At 64.7% G+C, this 16,849-nt stretch carries 15 protein-coding genes and 2 tRNA genes; 6 read left to right on the top strand and 11 right to left on the bottom strand.

Annotated elements, in window-relative coordinates:
• Window positions 1-3: 3 nt before the first annotated feature.
• The 5 genes from FHW58_RS09925 (at window position 4) to FHW58_RS09945 (ending at window position 4,715) form a co-directional block, all read left to right on the top strand.
• Window positions 4-588: a TetR/AcrR family transcriptional regulator gene (locus tag FHW58_RS09925; RefSeq protein WP_179672848.1), complete on the top strand. Its 585-nt coding sequence runs from the start codon at window positions 4-6 to the stop codon at window positions 586-588.
• 142 nt (window positions 589-730) lie between these two features.
• Window positions 731-1,381 (top strand): hypothetical protein, encoded by a 651-nt coding sequence (locus FHW58_RS09930; RefSeq protein WP_179672849.1) that lies wholly within the window; start codon window positions 731-733, stop codon window positions 1,379-1,381.
• A gap of 51 nt (window positions 1,382-1,432) precedes the next feature.
• On the top strand, window positions 1,433-2,266 hold the full coding sequence (locus FHW58_RS09935) for a cytochrome b/b6 domain-containing protein (RefSeq protein WP_179672850.1): 834 nt from the start codon (window positions 1,433-1,435) through the stop codon (window positions 2,264-2,266).
• Window positions 2,259-3,038, top strand: coding sequence for a molybdopterin-binding protein (locus FHW58_RS09940; RefSeq protein ID WP_179672851.1), 780 nt, complete (start codon window positions 2,259-2,261; stop codon window positions 3,036-3,038). The genes FHW58_RS09935 and FHW58_RS09940 overlap by 8 nt, the downstream gene beginning before the upstream one ends.
• Window positions 3,039-3,089: 51 nt before the next feature.
• A complete protein-coding gene (locus tag FHW58_RS09945) occupies window positions 3,090-4,715 on the top strand; it encodes a methyl-accepting chemotaxis protein (RefSeq protein WP_179672852.1) in 1,626 nt (541 codons plus the stop codon).
• A gap of 74 nt (window positions 4,716-4,789) precedes the next feature.
• Here FHW58_RS09945 and FHW58_RS09950 read toward each other — a convergent pair.
• The 6 genes from FHW58_RS09950 to FHW58_RS09975 all read right to left on the bottom strand — a co-directional run bounded on the left by FHW58_RS09950 (window position 4,790) and on the right by FHW58_RS09975 (window position 10,149).
• Window positions 4,790-4,866, bottom strand: a tRNA-Arg gene (locus FHW58_RS09950).
• Window positions 4,867-4,938: 72 nt separating this feature from the next.
• Window positions 4,939-5,015 (bottom strand) — tRNA-Pro (locus FHW58_RS09955).
• Window positions 5,016-5,088: 73 nt separating this feature from the next.
• Complete coding sequence (glmM, locus tag FHW58_RS09960; RefSeq protein WP_179672853.1) at window positions 5,089-6,438, bottom strand: phosphoglucosamine mutase; 1,350 nt, start codon at window positions 6,436-6,438, stop codon at window positions 5,089-5,091.
• Between the two features lie 27 nt (window positions 6,439-6,465).
• Window positions 6,466-7,305, bottom strand: coding sequence for a dihydropteroate synthase (gene folP, locus FHW58_RS09965; RefSeq protein ID WP_179672854.1), 840 nt, complete (start codon window positions 7,303-7,305; stop codon window positions 6,466-6,468).
• A 68-nt stretch (window positions 7,306-7,373) separates the two neighbouring features.
• Window positions 7,374-9,257: an ATP-dependent zinc metalloprotease FtsH gene (ftsH, locus tag FHW58_RS09970; RefSeq protein WP_179672855.1), complete on the bottom strand. Its 1,884-nt coding sequence runs from the start codon at window positions 9,255-9,257 to the stop codon at window positions 7,374-7,376.
• A 196-nt stretch (window positions 9,258-9,453) separates the two neighbouring features.
• Window positions 9,454-10,149 carry an RlmE family RNA methyltransferase gene (locus tag FHW58_RS09975; RefSeq protein ID WP_179672856.1) on the bottom strand — a complete coding sequence of 232 codons (696 nt, stop codon included), beginning with the start codon at window positions 10,147-10,149 and terminating at the stop codon, window positions 9,454-9,456.
• A 43-nt stretch (window positions 10,150-10,192) separates the two neighbouring features.
• Here FHW58_RS09975 and FHW58_RS09980 point away from each other — a divergent pair, with 43 nt between their 5' ends.
• Window positions 10,193-10,660, top strand: coding sequence for a YhbY family RNA-binding protein (locus FHW58_RS09980; RefSeq protein ID WP_179672857.1), 468 nt, complete (start codon window positions 10,193-10,195; stop codon window positions 10,658-10,660).
• A gap of 115 nt (window positions 10,661-10,775) precedes the next feature.
• On the opposite strand, the gene FHW58_RS09985 is transcribed toward FHW58_RS09980, so the two are convergent.
• The 5 genes from FHW58_RS09985 to FHW58_RS10005 all read right to left on the bottom strand — a co-directional run bounded on the left by FHW58_RS09985 (window position 10,776) and on the right by FHW58_RS10005 (window position 16,844).
• On the bottom strand, window positions 10,776-11,255 hold the full coding sequence (locus FHW58_RS09985; protein ID WP_179672858.1) for a DUF4149 domain-containing protein: 480 nt from the start codon (window positions 11,253-11,255) through the stop codon (window positions 10,776-10,778).
• On the bottom strand, window positions 11,255-11,731 hold the full coding sequence (greA, locus tag FHW58_RS09990; RefSeq protein ID WP_179672859.1) for a transcription elongation factor GreA: 477 nt from the start codon (window positions 11,729-11,731) through the stop codon (window positions 11,255-11,257). Before greA ends, FHW58_RS09985 begins: the two co-directional genes overlap by 1 nt.
• Before the next feature lie 91 nt (window positions 11,732-11,822).
• The gene (gene carB / locus FHW58_RS09995; protein ID WP_179672860.1) at window positions 11,823-15,041 is read right to left on the bottom strand and encodes a carbamoyl-phosphate synthase large subunit; all 3,219 of its coding nucleotides are present in this window, start codon (window positions 15,039-15,041) and stop codon (window positions 11,823-11,825) included.
• On the bottom strand, window positions 15,042-16,211 hold the full coding sequence (gene carA / locus FHW58_RS10000) for a glutamine-hydrolyzing carbamoyl-phosphate synthase small subunit (RefSeq protein ID WP_179672861.1): 1,170 nt from the start codon (window positions 16,209-16,211) through the stop codon (window positions 15,042-15,044).
• Window positions 16,212-16,433: 222 nt separating this feature from the next.
• On the bottom strand, window positions 16,434-16,844 hold the full coding sequence (locus FHW58_RS10005) for a heme-binding protein (RefSeq protein ID WP_179672862.1): 411 nt from the start codon (window positions 16,842-16,844) through the stop codon (window positions 16,434-16,436).
• Window positions 16,845-16,849: the final 5 nt, after the last annotated feature.

A 16,849-nucleotide genomic window follows, 5' to 3' on the forward strand; every position in this document is an offset into this window, starting at 1 on the left:
GACATGAACAAAACTTCTTCTACCGCCGACGATATCCTGGCCTGCTCGCGGGCGCTGATCGTCAGTGGCGGCTACAACGGCTTCAGCTACGCGGACATCGCCGACGTGGTCGGCATCCGCAAGCCCAGCATCCACCACCACTTCCCCAGCAAGGCCGATCTGGTCAAAACGCTGGTGGAACGCTACCTGGCCGACGCCCGCGAGGGCTTCGCCAATCTGGAACTGGCGGCGCCCAATCCGCTCGACCAGCTGCGCATCTACATTGATCACTGGAAGGCCTGCATCAGCGACGGCAGCCGGCCGTTCTGCGTGTGCGCGCTGCTGGCCAACGAGTTGCCGGTGCTGCCGGAAGAAGTCGCGCTGCAGGTGCGCGCCTACTTCCGCTTCCTGTCGGGCTGGCTGACCAGCGTGCTGGAACGCGGCGCGGCGCAAGGAGTCATCACGCTGAACGGTCCGCCACGGGTCGAGGCCGAGGCATTCATGGCCACCGTGCATGGCGCCATGCTGTCGGCGCGCGCTTATGGCGACGGCAGCGTGTTCGGCGCCATCACCGAGCCGCTGCTGGCGCGCCTGGCGGCCAAGGGCTGAGCGCGGCCCGCGCCGCGCCTTTACGGCCGGCGTGGCCGCCGCGGCCCCAAGATTTTGTCGGAAGATCTCCGCAGCCTGTCGGCGCACTGCATCGAGATCCCTTTTTTTTTGCGCCACAAATCTACCAACTAGTAGGTATATTATGAAAAACACTGTTACCCGCATCACCGTTCGCGCCCTGATCGCCGCCGCCACCCTGGGTCTGCCAGCCGCCTACCTCGCACTGCCGGCCACCGCCCAGGCGCAGGCGCCGCACGCCGCTCCGACCAATATCCGCGGCAGCATCGTCTCGTTCGCCAACAACACCATCAAGGTCAAGACGCGCGAAGGCAAGATGGTGGACGTCACCCTGGCCGAAGGCGGCCGCGTGGCCGGCGTGGCGCGCGCCGCCGTGACCGACATCAAGCCGGGCGACTTCGTCGGCATCGCCTCGCTGGCCAAAGCCGATGGCGGCGACGGCGCGCTGGAAGTGCTGATCTTCCCGCCGGCCATGAAGGGCACCGGCGAAGGCAGCTACGGTTGGGATCTGAAGCCGAACAGCAGCATGACCAACGCCACCGTGGCCGATGCCGTCAAGGGCGTGGACGGCCACACCGTCACCGTGTCCTACCACGGCAAGGAGAAGAAGATCGCCATCGCCGACGGCACGCCGGTGGTGACGCTGGCGCCGGCCAGCACCAAGGACCTGGTCGCCGGCGCCATCGTCTTCATCCCGGCCACCAAGAACGACAAGGGCAACCTGGTCGCGCAGCAACTGGTGGTGGGCACCAACGGCGTCGTGCCACCGATGTAATCCCGGCGGGCCGGCCCTGCCCCGGGCCGGCCTTCCCCCGCTGGAGCCGCCATGAGCCCTGAAACCAACACCGTGCTGGTCCACCGGCATGCCATCCTGACCCGCATAACGCACTGGATCAACGCCGTCTGCCTCGGCTTCCTGCTGCTCAGCGGACTGCAAATCTTCAACGCCTGGCCCAGCCTGTACTGGGGCCAGTACGGGGCCGATGCCGACCATAGCTGGCTGAGCATCGGCGCCACGCAAGCACACGGCCAGACGCGCGGCAGCGTGCGCATCGGCGACACCGCGATTCCGACCACCGGCGTGCTGGGCCTGTCCAAGGTCGACGGCCAACTGACCGAGCGCGCCTTCCCCACCTGGCTGACGCTGCCCTCCTACCAGGACCTGGCCGAAGGCCGCCGCTGGCACTTCTTTTTCGCCTGGTGCTTCGTGCTCAATGGCGCCGCCTACCTGGCGTATGCCGTGCTGAGCGGCCACCTGCGGCGCGACCTGCTGCCGTCGCGCAGCCAGTTGGCGCCGCGCCACGTGTGGCACGAGGTGCTCGACCACGCGCGCCTGCGCTTCCCCAAGGGCCAGGAGGCGCGGCGCTACAACGTGCTGCAGAAACTCAGCTACCTCGGCGTGATCGGCGTGCTGCTGCCGCTGATGGTGCTGACCGGCCTGACCATGTCGCCCGGCATGAACGCCGCCGCTCCCTTCCTGCTCGACCTGTTCGGCGGCCGCCAGTCGGCGCGTGCGCTGCACTTCATCAGCGCCGCGCTGCTGGTGACGTTCGTGGTGGTGCACATCGCCATGGTGCTGCTGTCCGGCGTCTGGAACAACCTGCGCTCGATGATCACCGGCCGCTACGCCATTGACGAAAGTGAACCCCACCATGACTGACACACGACTGACACGCCGCCGCTTCCTGCTGGGCGGCGCCCTCGGGGCTGCTGCCGTCGCCCTCGGCGGCTGCGATGCCGGCGGCCAGGACACGCCGACCGGCCAACTCCTGCGCTCGGCCGAATCGCTGACGCTACAGGCGCAACGACGTCTGCAAGGCAAACACGCGCTGGCGCGCGAATACACCGAGGCCGACATCTCGCCCACCTTCCGCGTCAACGGCAGCAGCATGCCGGACAGCGAACTGTACGCCGCGCTGCTGGCCGACAAGTTTGCCGACTGGCGCCTGACGGTGGACGGCATGGTGGCGCGGCCGACGGCGTTTTCGCTGGCGGCGCTGAAGCTGATGCCGTCGCGCACCCAGATCACCCGCCACGACTGCGTCGAAGGCTGGAGCGCGATCGGCAAATGGACCGGCGTGCCGCTGGCCGAGGTGTTGCGCGCCACCGGCGTGCTGCCGGGCGCGCGCTACGCGGTGTTCCACTGCGCCGACGAGCTGGAAAAGACCCTCGACGGCAGCGGCCGCTATTACGAAAGCATCGACCTGGTCGACGCCTTCCATCCGCAGACGCTGCTGGCCTACGGCATGAACGGCCAGGACCTGAGCGTCGGCCACGGCGCGCCGCTGCGCCTGCGCGTCGAGCGCCAGCTGGGCTACAAGCAGGCCAAATACCTGATGCGCATCGAGCTGGTCGACAACCTGCACGGGCTGTGGGGCGGCAACGGCGGCTACTGGGAAGACCGCGGCTACGACTGGTACGCCGGCATCTGACATCCGCCGCCGCCACGCCGGCGGCGGCCACCTACCGAACCACACATCGCCATGACCAAACTCTCTCACAGCGTGCGCCTGCAACTGCGGCTGGCGTTCGCCTTCGTTATCGCCATCTCCTTCGTCAGCACCGCGCTGGCGATCTGGCGTTTCCAGGAACTCTCGGCGGAAACCGAGACGCTGATCCATCAGCCGCTGGCCAAGGAACGGCTGCTGGCGCGCTGGCTGCTGAACGTCTCGGTGTCGGCCAAGCGCACCGCGGCCGTGGCCCGCAGCGCCGACCCGGCGCTGGCGCGCGCCTTCGAACAGGAAACCCGCGACTCGAGCGCCAGCACCACCGCGCTGCAACAGGAAGTGCAACAGCTGCTGACCACGCCGGAAGAACAGCAGCGCTTCGCCGCCACGCTGGACAGCCGCCGCCAGTTCGTCGCCGTGCGCGACCGCGTCATGCGGCTGACCGCCGACGGCCGCCACGAGGACGGCATCGCGCTCTACGACCGCGAGTTCGCGCAGGCGTCGCAGCGCTACCTCGACGGCGTCGAGGCGATGCTGGCGCTGCAACAGCGAGCCATCGACGCCGACGCCGTCGGCATGCTGGCCCAGGCGCGCGCGGCCCAGCGCACGCTGGTTGGCCTGTGCGCGCTGACGCTGGCCGGCAGCGTCGCCGCCGGGCTGCTGTTCGGGCGCGCGCTGTTCCACCGCCTCGGCGGCGAACCAATGGCGGCGGTGGCGGTGGCCAATGAAATCGCCGCCGGCAATCTGGGCGTGCACATCGCGTTGGCGCCGGACGACCGCCACAGCCTGCTGTACGCGCTGCAGCGCATGCGCGACGGCCTGGCCGGCCTGGTCGGCGAGGTGCGCACGGGCGCCGCCACCATCGGCGCCTCGGTCGACGCCATCGCCGCCGAAAACCAGGAACTGGCGCGCCGCACCGAACGCCAGGCCAGCGCGCTGGAGGAGTCGGCCTGTTCGACCCAGCAACTGGCCAGCGACGTGCGCCACAACGAGGAGCAGGTCAGCGCGGCGCGCCAACAGGCGCTGGCGGCAGCCACCGTCGCCCAGCGCAGCGGCGCAACCGTGCGTGATCTGGTGGCAGTGATGGGCGGTATCGACGCCGCCTCGGCCCGCATTGCCGACATCGTCGCTGTCATGGACGGCATCGCCTTCCAGACCAATCTGCTGGCGCTGAACGCGGCCGTCGAAGCGGCGCGCGCCGGCAGCCATGGCCGCGGGTTCGCCGTGGTGGCCGGCGAGGTGCGCGCGCTGGCGCTGCGCTCGGCGGAAGCGGCGGCCGAGATCAAGTCGCTGATCGAGGAATCGACGCGGCGCGTCAGCAACGGCAAGCAGGTCGCCGGACGGGCCGGCGTCAGCATGGCCGAGGTGGCCGACAGCGTGGCCGGCATCACCAGCCTGATGGAGCGCATCGTGGTGTCGGCGCGCCAGCAGTCGAGCGGCATCCGCCAGCTGCACCAGGCCATCGCCGCGATGGACGACGTCACCCAACAGAACGCCGCGCTGGCCGAGGAATCGGCTGCCGCCAGCGCCACCATGCGCGAGCAGGCGGCGGCGCTGGGTGCGCAGGTGGCGCGCTTCCGCCTGAGCGCCAGCACCACCACGCCAGCGCTGAAGCGGCCCGCCTCGTCGCTGCGCCTGCTGCTGCGTGAGGCAGCCACCTGAGACGGCACATCGACGTAGCCAGTCCTGCCTACTCGCGCGGCATTACAGAAAGTTACGTAACTCATGGTTTTGGTTGGCCTGCCCAGCTGGGTTCGAACCAGCGACCCTCAGCTTAGAAGGCTGATGCTCTATCCAACTGAGCTATGGGCAGTGTGATCGCGCCGCAGTTTTTGCGGCGGAAATGAAAAACGGGCTGTCCGAGGACAACCCGTTTTAGAGATATTGGTCGGAGTACAAGGATTCGAACCTTGGACCCTCTGGTCCCAAACCAGATGCGCTACCGGGCTGCGCTACACTCCGATGAACAGTATTTTAGCCGCACTCGCCCCGCGCGTCAATCAAAGCACCTGATTTATATTTCAGTGCTGAAATTTTAAGCGGCCAGTGCGGTATCGACCTTGTCGGCGATGCGGCGTGCCATCGACTGGGCGGCGTCGGCGTCGCGCGCTTCGACCATCACGCGGATCAGCGGTTCGGTGCCGGAAGCGCGGATCAGCACGCGGCCGCTGTCGCCCAGTTCGGCCTCGACCTTGGCTTTCTCGGCCACCATGGCGGCGTTCTGGGTCCAGTCGAAGCCGGCCGGCACGCGGACGTTGATCAGCGTTTGCGGGAAGATGGTCAGCTCGCTGCAGCATTCTTCCAGCGACTTGCCGGCGCGCTTCAGCGCCGACAGCACCTGCAGCGCGGAGATGATGCCGTCGCCGGTGGTGTGCTTGTCCAGCGCCAGCAGGTGGCCCGAGCCTTCGCCGCCGAGGATCCAGCCCTTGTCTTGCATCACTTCCAGCACGTAGCGGTCGCCGACCTTGGCGCGGGCGAAGCCGATGCCCTTCTCTTTCAGCGCCACTTCGACCGCCATATTGGTCATCAGCGTGCCGACGGCGCCGGCCACCGGGCCGGTGGCCAGGCGGTCCATGACCATCAGGTACAGCAGCTCGTCGCCGTTGTACAGGCGGCCGTTGGCGTCGCACATGATCAGGCGGTCGGCGTCGCCATCGAGCGCGATGCCGAGGTCGGCGCCGTGGGCCTGCACGGCGGCAGCCATGGCCTTGGGCGCGGTGGCGCCGTGGTCGAGGTTGATGTTGAAGCCGTCAGGCTTGTTGCCGATGGCGATGACTTCCGCGCCCAGCTCGTGGAACACGTGCGGCGCGATGTTGTAGGCGGCGCCGTGGGCGCAATCGACCACGACCTTGAGGCCGCGCAGGTCCAGCTCGTTCGGAAAGGTGCTCTTGCAGAATTCGATGTAGCGTCCCTGGGCGTCGTCCAGGCGCTTGGCGCGGCCCAGCTTTTCCGACGGCACGCAGTTCATCGGCTGGTCCAGCTCGGCTTCGATGTCGAGCTCGACGGCGTCCGGCAGCTTGGTGCCCTGGGCCGAGAAGAATTTGATGCCGTTGTCCTGGAACGGGTTGTGCGAGGCCGAGATGACCACGCCGGCCGACAGCCGCAGCGCCCGGGTCAGGTAGGCGATGGCCGGGGTCGGCATCGGGCCGGCCAGCATGACGTCGACGCCGGCGGCCGAGAAGCCGGCTTCCAGCGCGGCTTCCAGCATGTAGCCGGAGATGCGGGTGTCTTTGCCGATCAGGACGGTCGGGCGGCCGGCGCCGGTGCGCTTGCTGGCCAGGACCTTGCCGGCGGCGTAGCCGAGCCGCATGACGAAGTCAGGAGTGATGGGGGCTTCGCCGACCAGACCGCGAATGCCGTCGGTGCCAAAATATTTACGTGCCATGTTATGTGTGCTCTTCCAGTCGTTATTCTATTGTGCCGCGTGCCAGACCTTGAGCGCGTCGACCGTCTCCGCGACGTCGTGCACGCGGACGATCAGCGCGCCCTGCGCCACCGCCGCCAGCGCGCCGCCGACGCTGCCGGCCATGCGCTGCTCGACCGGCTTGCCGGTCACCGCGCCGACCATCGATTTGCGCGACAGCCCGGCCAGCAGCGGCAGGTTCAGCTCGTTAATCAGGCGCGAGGTGGCCTTCAGCAAGGCGTAATTATGCTCCACAGTCTTGCCAAAGCCAAAGCCGGGATCGATGCACAGTCGACGTGGATCAATGCCGGCCGCCAGCAGCGCCTCGGCGCGCGCGCGCAGGAAGGCGATCACCTCGTCCACCACGTCGGTGTACGACGGCGCCAGCTGCATGTGCTGCGGGTCGCTTTGCATGTGCATGATGCACAGCGCGCAGTCGCTGTCGCGCACCGCGTCGATCGCGCCCGGCGCGCGGAAGCCGTTGATGTCGTTGATCATGTCGGCGCCGGCGATGATGGCCTCGCGCATCACCTGCGGCTTGTAGGTGTCGACCGAGATCGCCGGGCCGAGGTCGCGCAGCGCGTACAGCACCGGCATCACGCGCCGCAGCTCGTCCTCCAGCGACACCGGCGGCGCGCCCGGCCGGGTCGATTCACCGCCGATGTCGATGATGTCGACGCCGTCCTCGATCATCTGCTCGGCGTGCTCCAGCGCGAATTCCAGCGCGTGGTGCTGGCCGCCGTCCGAGAACGAATCCGGCGTCACGTTGAGGATGCCCATCACACGCGCGCGCGCGCCCTGCCCCCGCCACGGGAAATTGAAACGGCCAAACTGTAAGGTAGATTGCATGTGAAACTGGAATGAAAAAGGGCGAGGATCGCTCCTCACCCTTTGTGGTGGATGCTGCTCCGCGTGGCTTAGGCCGGTGCGGTCACGCCCGGCGACACACCGGTGCCGCCATCGCTCGGAGGCTGCTTGCGGATCGACACACCGGCTTTCGGCGGACGCGGCTCCAGGCCGGCCATGATGTCGTTGATCTGGTCCGCGTCGATGGTTTCCCATTCCAGCAGCGCCTTGGTCATCACTTCCACCTTGTCGCGGTTTTCCTCCAGCAGCTTGCGCGCCAGCGCGTATTGCTCGTCGAGGATGCGGCGGATTTCCGCATCCACTTTCTGCTGGGTCGCTTCCGAGATGGTCTTGTTGGTGCCGCCCAGGAAGCCGTCGTTCTGGCTGTCCTCGTACACCATCACGCCCAGCGCGTCCGACATGCCGAACTTGGTGACCATCGAGCGGGCCAGCTTGGTGGCGCGCGAGAAGTCGTTCGAGGCGCCGGTCGACATCTGGCCGACGAAGATCTCTTCGGCGATGCGGCCGCCGAACAGGATGGAAATCTCTTCCAGCATCTTGTCCTTGTAGCCCGAGATGTTGTCGTGCTCCGGCAGCTGCCAGGTCAGGCCCAGCGCCCAGCCGCGCGGCATGATGGTCACTTTGTGGACCGGATCGGCCTTCGGCAGCAACTTGGCCACCACCGCGTGGCCCGACTCGTGGTAGGCGGTGTTGCGACGCTCTTCCTCGCGGATGACCATCGATTTACGTTCAGGACCCATGTAGATCTTGTCCTTGGCGTCCTCGAAGTCGGCCATGTCCACCAGGCGCTTGGAGCGGCGGGCGGCAAACAGCGCGGCCTCGTTGACCAGGTTAGCCAGGTCGGCGCCCGAGAAGCCCGGGGTGCCGCGCGCCAGCACGTCGGCCTTGACGTCGGTGCCGATCGGCACTTTGCGCATGTGCACGTTCAGGATCTGCTCACGGCCGCGGATGTCCGGCAGGCCGACATTGACCTGGCGGTCGAAACGGCCCGGACGCAGCAGCGCCTTGTCCAGCACGTCGGCGCGGTTGGTTGCGGCGATGACGATCACGCCCGATTGCGCCTCGAAGCCGTCCATTTCCACCAGCAGCTGGTTCAGCGTCTGTTCGCGTTCGTCGTTGCCGCCGCCCATGCCGGCGCCACGGTGACGACCGACCGCGTCGATCTCGTCGATGAAGATGATGCACGGCGAGTGCTTCTTGGCGTTCTCGAACATGTCGCGCACGCGGCTGGCGCCGACGCCGACGAACATCTCGACGAAGTCCGAACCGGAAATCGAGAAGAACGGCACCTTGGCTTCGCCGGCGATGGCGCGCGCCAGCAGGGTTTTACCCGTGCCTGGAGGGCCGACCATCAGCACGCCGCGCGGAATGCGGCCGCCGAGTTTCTGGAACTTGCTCGGGTCCTTGAGGAAGTCGACGATCTCGGCGACTTCTTCCTTGGCTTCGTCGCAGCCGGCCACGTCGGCCAGGGTGACGGTGTTATTGGTTTCGTCCATCATGCGCGCCTTCGACTTGCCGAAGGAGAACGCGCCGCCCTTGCCGCCGCCCTGCATCTGGCGCATGAAGAAGATCCACACGCCGATCAGCAGCAGCATCGGGAACCACGACACGAACACCTGCGACAGGAACGACGGTTCCTCCGGCGGTTTGATGTCGAAGTGGATGCCATTGTCGCGCAGGTCGCCGATCAGGCCGCGGTCGTACAGCGTGGCGGTGGTGCGGACCTTGGTGTCGTCGCTGCGGGTGGCGGTGATGGTGCCGCCTTCAATCACGACGTCCTTGATGCGCTTGGCTTTCACGTCATCCAGCAAGTCGGAATAAGCGATGGGCTTGGCGCCACCGGTTACGCCATGGCTATCAAACTGCTTGTACAGCATAAGCAGGAGCAGTACCACGACTACCCAGATGGCTGATTTGGAAAACATGTTATTCACGAAAACTCCTTGGATGCGAGGCGCATCGATAAACCTGGCTGAAATTCGATTTTACTCGCAATAAGCAGGCCTTGCCAGAAACCTGCCGTGCGCCGGCCCAAAACCGGCTGAAAAGCACATTATTCAACCAAAATCTTACCTCGATCAAGGCAAAAAACGACTTTTCCTGATCGATGTGCGGGTTGTTCAGCAAATATCAAGGGCGCCAGCCATCAGAATCCAGCGGTTGTGCCGAGGCCATGCCCTCGTCGGTCGGATTTTTCAGGCCGCGGCCCAGCAGGAATATCTCGGAGGACTTGTCGCGGCTGGCTTTTGGTTTCTTTTGTATCACTGTTTTAAATTCGGCACGGAATTTATGCACAATATCGTTGAAGCCCATGTCCTTAAAACATTTGACCAGCAAGGCGCCCTCCGGTTTCAAATGGGCTTGCGAGAATTCAATCGCCAGATCGATCAGGTGCTCCATGCGCGCGGCGTCCGAATCCGGAATACCGGACAGGTTGGGCGCCATGTCCGATAACACCAGGTCAACTTTTTGCCCCTGCACCACCGCTTCCAGTTGCTGCAGCACCTCCGGCTCGCGGAAATCGCCCTGGATGAAGTGGAAATCCGCCACCGGCTCCATCGGCAGGATGTCCAGGCCGATCAGCGTGCCGTGCACGCCGCCGCCCTCCTTGCCGGCCAGCTTGCGCCGCGTGTACTGGGCCCAGCTGCCAGGCGTGCAGCCGAGGTCGACGATGACCTGGCCGGGCTTGATCAGCTTCTCGTCCTCATCGATCTCTTTCAGCTTGAAAGCCGCACGGGCGCGATAGCCCTCTTTCTGGGCCAATTTCACGTAAGGATCGTTAATGTGGTCGTGAATCCAGTTTTTGCTTATTTTGTTCTTAGCCATTCGCGTAGAATACTGCCTTTAAGGAACCTACTAAAAGAATTTTATGATCAAACTTACTCCCGCCGAGCGCAGCGCACTGCGCGCCGAAGCCCACGGCCTGAATCCTATCGTCATGATCGGCGCCGACGGCCTGACCGCCAATGTCCTGAAAGAAATCTCGCTGGGCCTGGATTCCCACGGCCTGATCAAGGTCCGCGTGTTCGGCGACGACCGCGAGGCGCGCATCGCCATGTACGAGACCATCTGCGAGCAGCTGAAGGCGGCGCCGGTGCAGCACATCGGCAAGCTGCTGGTGCTGTACCGCCCGAAAGTGGAAACGGAAAAGACCCGCAGCGCCACCAGCGGCAAGGGCATGCGCGAAGTCACCATCGTCAAGGCCAGCCCGACCGGCACCAAGCGGCCGTCGGTCACCAAGGTGCTGCTGAAGGGGAATGAACGCGTGACCCAGGGCGGCAACATCAAGCGCGCCAAGGCGCGTCAGAAGTCGACCAAGAAAAGCGCATTGAGCTAAGCCGCGCCGCCGTCATGCCGGCGCAGGCCGGAATCCATGGAACGTCGGCCAGGGCGCAAACGCAGCATGGGTCCCGGCCTGCGCCGGGACGACGCGGCTGCGCCGGATGACGACGTTATTGCTTTACCACCAGCCACGCGGCCAGCAGGCTCTGAATCAGGTAAATCGTGCTGGAAATCCCGTGCAGGATGCCGAATTCGTTCTTGGCCGCATCCGCCATCACCCCGCCCGGCCCCGCCGCCGCCCGCAGCGACGCCATCATCGGCTGCAGGCCGAAGTGCGACACCAGCGTGCAGGCCAGCATCACCAGCACAATAATCAGCAAGGTGCGGCGCGCCTTGGCCGCCATGTTCACCGCCGGACCGGCGAAAATGCCTTCCGTACCGGGCTTGGTCGCCCACAGCAGCAACAGCATCACCACCGCGCAGGCGATCGATAACCAGGCCTGACTGGTGAACAGACTGCCGGCGATGGTGCCGGCCAACACGCGGTCATTCAGCGTGGCAAACAGGGTCGGCGCAGCCAGATAGCCCACCGCCCATAAACTGCCGGCCCACAGGGTCGCGACCAGCAAGCGTGTGCGGGCGAGTAACATCAGATATAGCGCACTTCCAGGATTTCGTATTCGCGCGGGCCGGCCGGGGCCTGCACTTCCACCACGTCGCCGGCCGACTTGCCGATCAGCGCGCGGGCGATCGGCGAGGTCACCGATACCTTGTTCAGCTTGATGTCCGCCTCGTCCACGCCCACGATCTGGTAACTGACGTTGTCGCCGGTTTCCAGGTCTTCCAGGTCAACGGTGGCGGCAAACACCACGCGGCCATCGGCGTCCAGCGTGGCCGGATCGATGATCTGCGCGGCGCTCAGCTTGCCTTCCAGTTCCGCGATGCGGCCTTCGACGAAGGCCTGGCGCTCCTTGGCGGCATCGTACTCAGCGTTTTCCGACAGGTCGCCGTGCGAGCGTGCCTCGGCAATCGCGTCGATGACAATACGGCGTTCTTTGGTCTTCAACTGGTGCAACTCTTCTTTCAGGAGTTCTGCGCCGTACTTGGTAAGTGGAACTGAAGTCATGTTATCTATTTACTCTGTTTTTACAATGGAAAACCACAGAGGCCGCGCCAGGTTGCAGCGCGAGCTCTGTGGTTCGTTAACTACTTAAACCTTAGTGTAAGGTTTTATGCAGCCCTTGTAAATCGTACACACGCAATTCGTCCAGGTGACGGATGCCTTCGACCGCCGCTTCGGCGCCGGCGATGGTGGTGTACGTGGTCACGCGCGAGGCCAGCGACGAGGTGCGGATGGCGCGCGAGTCGACGATGGCATTGCGCTTCTCTTCCACCGTGTTGATGACCAGGACCAGCTCATGGTTCTTGATCATGTCGACGATGTGCGGACGGCCCTCGACCACCTTGTTGACCGCGGTGACCGGCAGGCCGGCGGCGGCGATCACCGCAGCCGTGCCCTTGGTGGCGGCCAGCGTGAAGCCCATGTCCACCAGGTCGCGTGCCACCTTGACAGCGCGCGGCTTGTCCGACGATTTCACCGACAGGAACACCTTGCCCGACTTCGGCAACTTGACGCCGGCGCCCAGTTGCGACTTGACGAAGGCTTCGCCGAAGGTCTTGCCGACGCCCATCACCTCACCGGTCGATTTCATCTCCGGGCCGAGGATGGTGTCCACGCCCGGGAACTTCACGAACGGGAACACGGCTTCCTTGACGCTGTAGTACGGCGGCACGACTTCCTTGGTGATGCCCTGGTCGGCCAGCTTCTGGCCCACCATGCAGCGCGCGGCGATCTTGGCCAGTTGCAGGCCGGTCGCCTTCGACACGTATGGCACGGTGCGCGAGGCACGCGGGTTCACTTCCAGCACGTAGACCACGTCCTGGCCGTCCTGCTTCTGGATCGCGAACTGCACGTTCATCAGGCCGACCACGTTCAGGCCCTTGGCCATCAGCGAGGTCTGGCGCTTCAGTTCATCGATGGTCTCCTGCGCCAGCGAGTACGGCGGCAGCGAGCAGGCCGAGTCGCCCGAGTGCACGCCGGCTTGTTCGATGTGCTCCATCACGCCGCCGATGAAGGTGGTGTCGCCGTCCGAGATGCAGTCGACGTCGCACTCGATGGCGTCGTTCAGGAAGCGATCCAGCAGCACCGGCGAGTCGTTCGACACCTTGACCGCTTCGCGCATGTAGCGCTCCAGGTCACGCTGCTCGTGGACGATTTCCATCGCGCGGCCGCCCAGCACGTAGGAAGGACGCACCACCAGCGGGTAGCCGATTTCCTGTGCCAGCGCCAGCGCTTCGGGTTCGGTGCGCGCGGTGCGGTTAGGCGGCTGGCGCAGACCCAGGTCCTGCAGCAGCTTCTGGAAACGCTCGCGGTCTTCGGCGGCGTCGATCATGTCCGGCGAAGTGCCGATGATCGGCACGCCGTTGGCTTCCAGGTCCAGCGCCAGTTTCAGCGGGGTCTGGCCGCCGTACTGCACGATCACGCCGGCCGGTTTTTCCAGGTCGACGATTTCCAGCACGTCTTCCAGCGTCAGCGACTCGAAGTACAGGCGGTCGGAGGTATCGTAGTCGGTCGACACGGTCTCCGGGTTGCAGTTGACCATGATGGTCTCGTAGCCGTCTTCGCGCATCGCCAGCGCGGCGTGCACGCAGCAGTAGTCGAATTCGATACCCTGGCCGATACGGTTAGGGCCACCGCCCAGCACCATGATCTTCTTCTTGTCGGTCGGGTTGGACTCGCATTCCTCGTCGTAGGTCGAGTACATGTAGGCGGTGTTGGTCGCGAATTCGGCGGCGCAGGTATCCACGCGCTTGTACACCGGGCGGATGCCCAGCGAGTGGCGGTACTGGCGCACGTCGGCCGGCGTGGTTTGCAACAGGAAGGCCAGGCGGCGGTCCGAAAAGCCTTTCTGTTTCAGCTTGTACAGCGTGGTCTTGTCCAGCTGTTCCAGCTTCTGCGTGTCCATCCACAGTTCCAGGTCGACGATCTCTTTAATCTGGATCAGGAACCATGGATCGATCTTGGTCAGCTGGTGCACTTCTTCCAGCGTAAAGCCTTGCGCGAAAGCGTCGCCCACGTACCAGATGCGCTCCGGACCTGGCTCGCCCAGTTCCTCTTCGATCTTCTCGCGGTCCTTGGTTTTTTCGTTCAGGCCGTCCACGCCCACTTCCAGGCCGCGCAGGGCTTTCTGGAACGATTCCTGGAAGGTGCGGCCGATCGCCATCACCTCGCCCACGGATTTCATCTGGGTGGTCAGGTGGTGGTCGGCGGTCGGGAACTTCTCGAAGGTGAAGCGCGGGATCTTGGTCACGACGTAGTCGATCGACGGTTCGAACGAGGCCGGGGTGGCGCCGCCGGTGATCTCGTTGCGCAGCTCGTCCAGCGTGAAGCCGACGGCCAGCTTGGCCGCCACCTTGGCGATCGGGAAGCCGGTGGCTTTCGACGCCAGCGCCGACGAACGCGACACGCGCGGGTTCATCTCGATGACGATCATGCGGCCGTCTTTCGGATTGATCGAGAACTGCACGTTGGAGCCGCCGGTATCGACGCCGATTTCACGCAGCACCGCCAGCGAGGCGTTGCGCATGATCTGGTATTCCTTGTCGGTCAGCGTTTGCGCTGGCGCCACGGTGATCGAGTCGCCGGTGTGCACGCCCATCGGGTCCAGGTTTTCGATCGAGCAGATGATGATGCAGTTGTCCGCCTTGTCGCGCACCACTTCCATCTCGTACTCTTTCCAGCCCAGCAGCGATTCTTCGATCAGCAGCTCGTTGGTTGGCGAGGCTTCCAGGCCGCGCTTGCAGATCGCCTCGAATTCCTCTTCGTTGTAGGCGATGCCGCCGCCGCTGCCGCCCATGGTGAACGACGGGCGGATGATGGTCGGGAAGCCGACGTCGCGCTGCACCGCCCAGGCCTCGTCCATCGAGTGGGCGATGCCGGAGCGCGCCGAGCCCAGGCCGATCTTGGTCATCGCGTCCTTGAACTTCGCGCGGTCTTCGGCCTTGTCGATGGCTTCCGGCGTGGCGCCGATCAGTTCCACCTTGTACTTGTCCAGGATGCCGTTGCGGTGCAGGTCCAGCGCGCAGTTCAGCGCGGTCTGGCCGCCCATGGTCGGCAAGATGGCGTCCGGCTTTTCCTTGGCGATGATCTTCTCGACGATCTGCCAGGTGATCGGCTCGATGTACGTGACATCGGCCATTTCCGGGTCGGTCATGATGGTCGCCGGATTGCTGTTGACCAGGATGACCTTGTAGCCTTCTTCGCGCAGGGCCTTGCAGGCCTGGGCGCCGGAATAGTCAAACTCGCAGGCCTGGCCGATGATGATCGGGCCAGCGCCAATAATCAGAATACTTTTAATGTCAGAACGTTTTGGCATTTATTTTTTCTCCGTAGCTTCCATCATGCCGATGAAGCGGTCAAACAGGTAAGCGACGTCAGTCGGGCCAGGCGATGCTTCAGGGTGACCCTGGAAGCAGAAGGCCGGGGTGTCGGTGCGGGCGAAGCCCTGCAGCGAACCATCGAACAGCGACACGTGGGTGACGCGGCAGTTGGCCGGCAGCGTGTTCGGATCGACCGCGAAGCCGTGGTTCTGGGACGTGATCAGCACTTGCTTGCTGTCCAGGTCCTGCACCGGGTGGTTGGCGCCGTGGTGGCCGAACTTCATCTTCAGCGTCTTGGCGCCGGAGGCCAGGCCCATGATCTGGTGGCCGAGGCAGATGCCGAACAGCGGCAGCTTCTTCTCCATGAACACCTTGGCGGCGGCGATGGCGTAGTCGCACGGTTCCGGGTCGCCGGGGCCGTTGGACAGGAACACGCCGTCCGGGTTCAGCGCCAGCACTTCCTCGGCGGTGGTCTGGGCCGGCACCACGGTGACCTTGCAGCCGCGCGCGGTCAGCATGCGCAGGATGTTTTTCTTCACGCCGAAGTCGTAGGCGACCACGTGGAATTTGGCGTCGGCGTCGGCCAGTTTGCCGTAGCCCTCGCCCAGCGTCCACTCGGTTTCGGTGTATTCGTAGGTCGACTTGACGGTCACCACCTTGGCCAGGTCCATGCCGGACAGGCCGGGGAAGGAACGCGCCAGGTCCAGCGCCTGCGATTCCGACGGCTCGTTGCCCTGGGTGCCGACCAGGATGGCGCCGGACTGCGCGCCCTTCTCGCGCAGGATGCGGGTCAGCTTGCGGGTGTCGATGCCGGCGATGGCGACGATGCCCTCGGCCTTCAGGTAGTCGGCCAGCGACTGGGTGGAGCGGAAATTCGACGCGATCAGCGGCAGGTCACGGATGATTAGACCGGCGGCGTGGACTTTGGTGGATTCGACGTCTTCGGTATTGATACCGTAGTTGCCGATGTGCGGATACGTCAGGGTGACGATCTGGCGGCTGTAGGAAGGATCGGTGAGGATTTCCTGATAGCCGGTCATGGAAGTATTGAAGACCACTTCACCGGTCGTATGGCCGGCGGCGCCGATCGAAAAACCTTTGAAAATGGTTCCGTCAGCGAGGGCCAGTATGGCTGGAACGGCGGGGCCAGAAAAAAATGGCGGCAAGGGCAACTCCTGATAAAGTTACCGTAGCTGCGCCACGTCAGACGACCGTCAAGCAACCCTGGCCATGCGCGCGCCGGGGGTGAGGGTCAGATTGATGATGGATTGAGTGGTAGTCGCTACGGTAGAGATGTGATTTGGCTAAACCTTTGAATTATAACCAAATCTGCCCTGCTTGGCAAGGCCGCCCGGCGTTGCGCCAGGCGGTTTTTTTACGGTTGTGGCTTAGTTCAGCGCGGCAATGCCGGCTTTTGCAATTTGTGCATCTTCCGACGATTTGACGCCGGACACGCCGACGGCGCCGATGATGTGGCCATCCACGATGACCGGCACGCCGCCTTCCAGCATGCCATCGGCCAGCGGCGCCGGCGCGCTGAGGAAGGAGGCGCGGCCGTTGTTGATCATGTCCTCGTACAGCTTGGATTCGCGGCGGCCCAGCGCCGACACCCGCGCCTTGGCCGGCGCGATGTGCGACGACAGCGGATTGGCGCCGTCCAGCCGCTGCAGCCACAGCAAGTGCCCGCCGTCGTCAACGATGGCGATCACCACCGCCCAGTTGTTGGCCAGCGCTTCCGCTTCGGCGGCAGCGGCGATTTTCTTGACGTCGGCAAGGGTCAGGTAGGGCTTGGTCTGCATGATGC

The organism is Duganella sp. 1224 (assembly GCF_013408245.1).
In the GTDB taxonomy this organism is placed as follows: Bacteria; Pseudomonadota; Gammaproteobacteria; order Burkholderiales; family Burkholderiaceae_D; genus Rugamonas.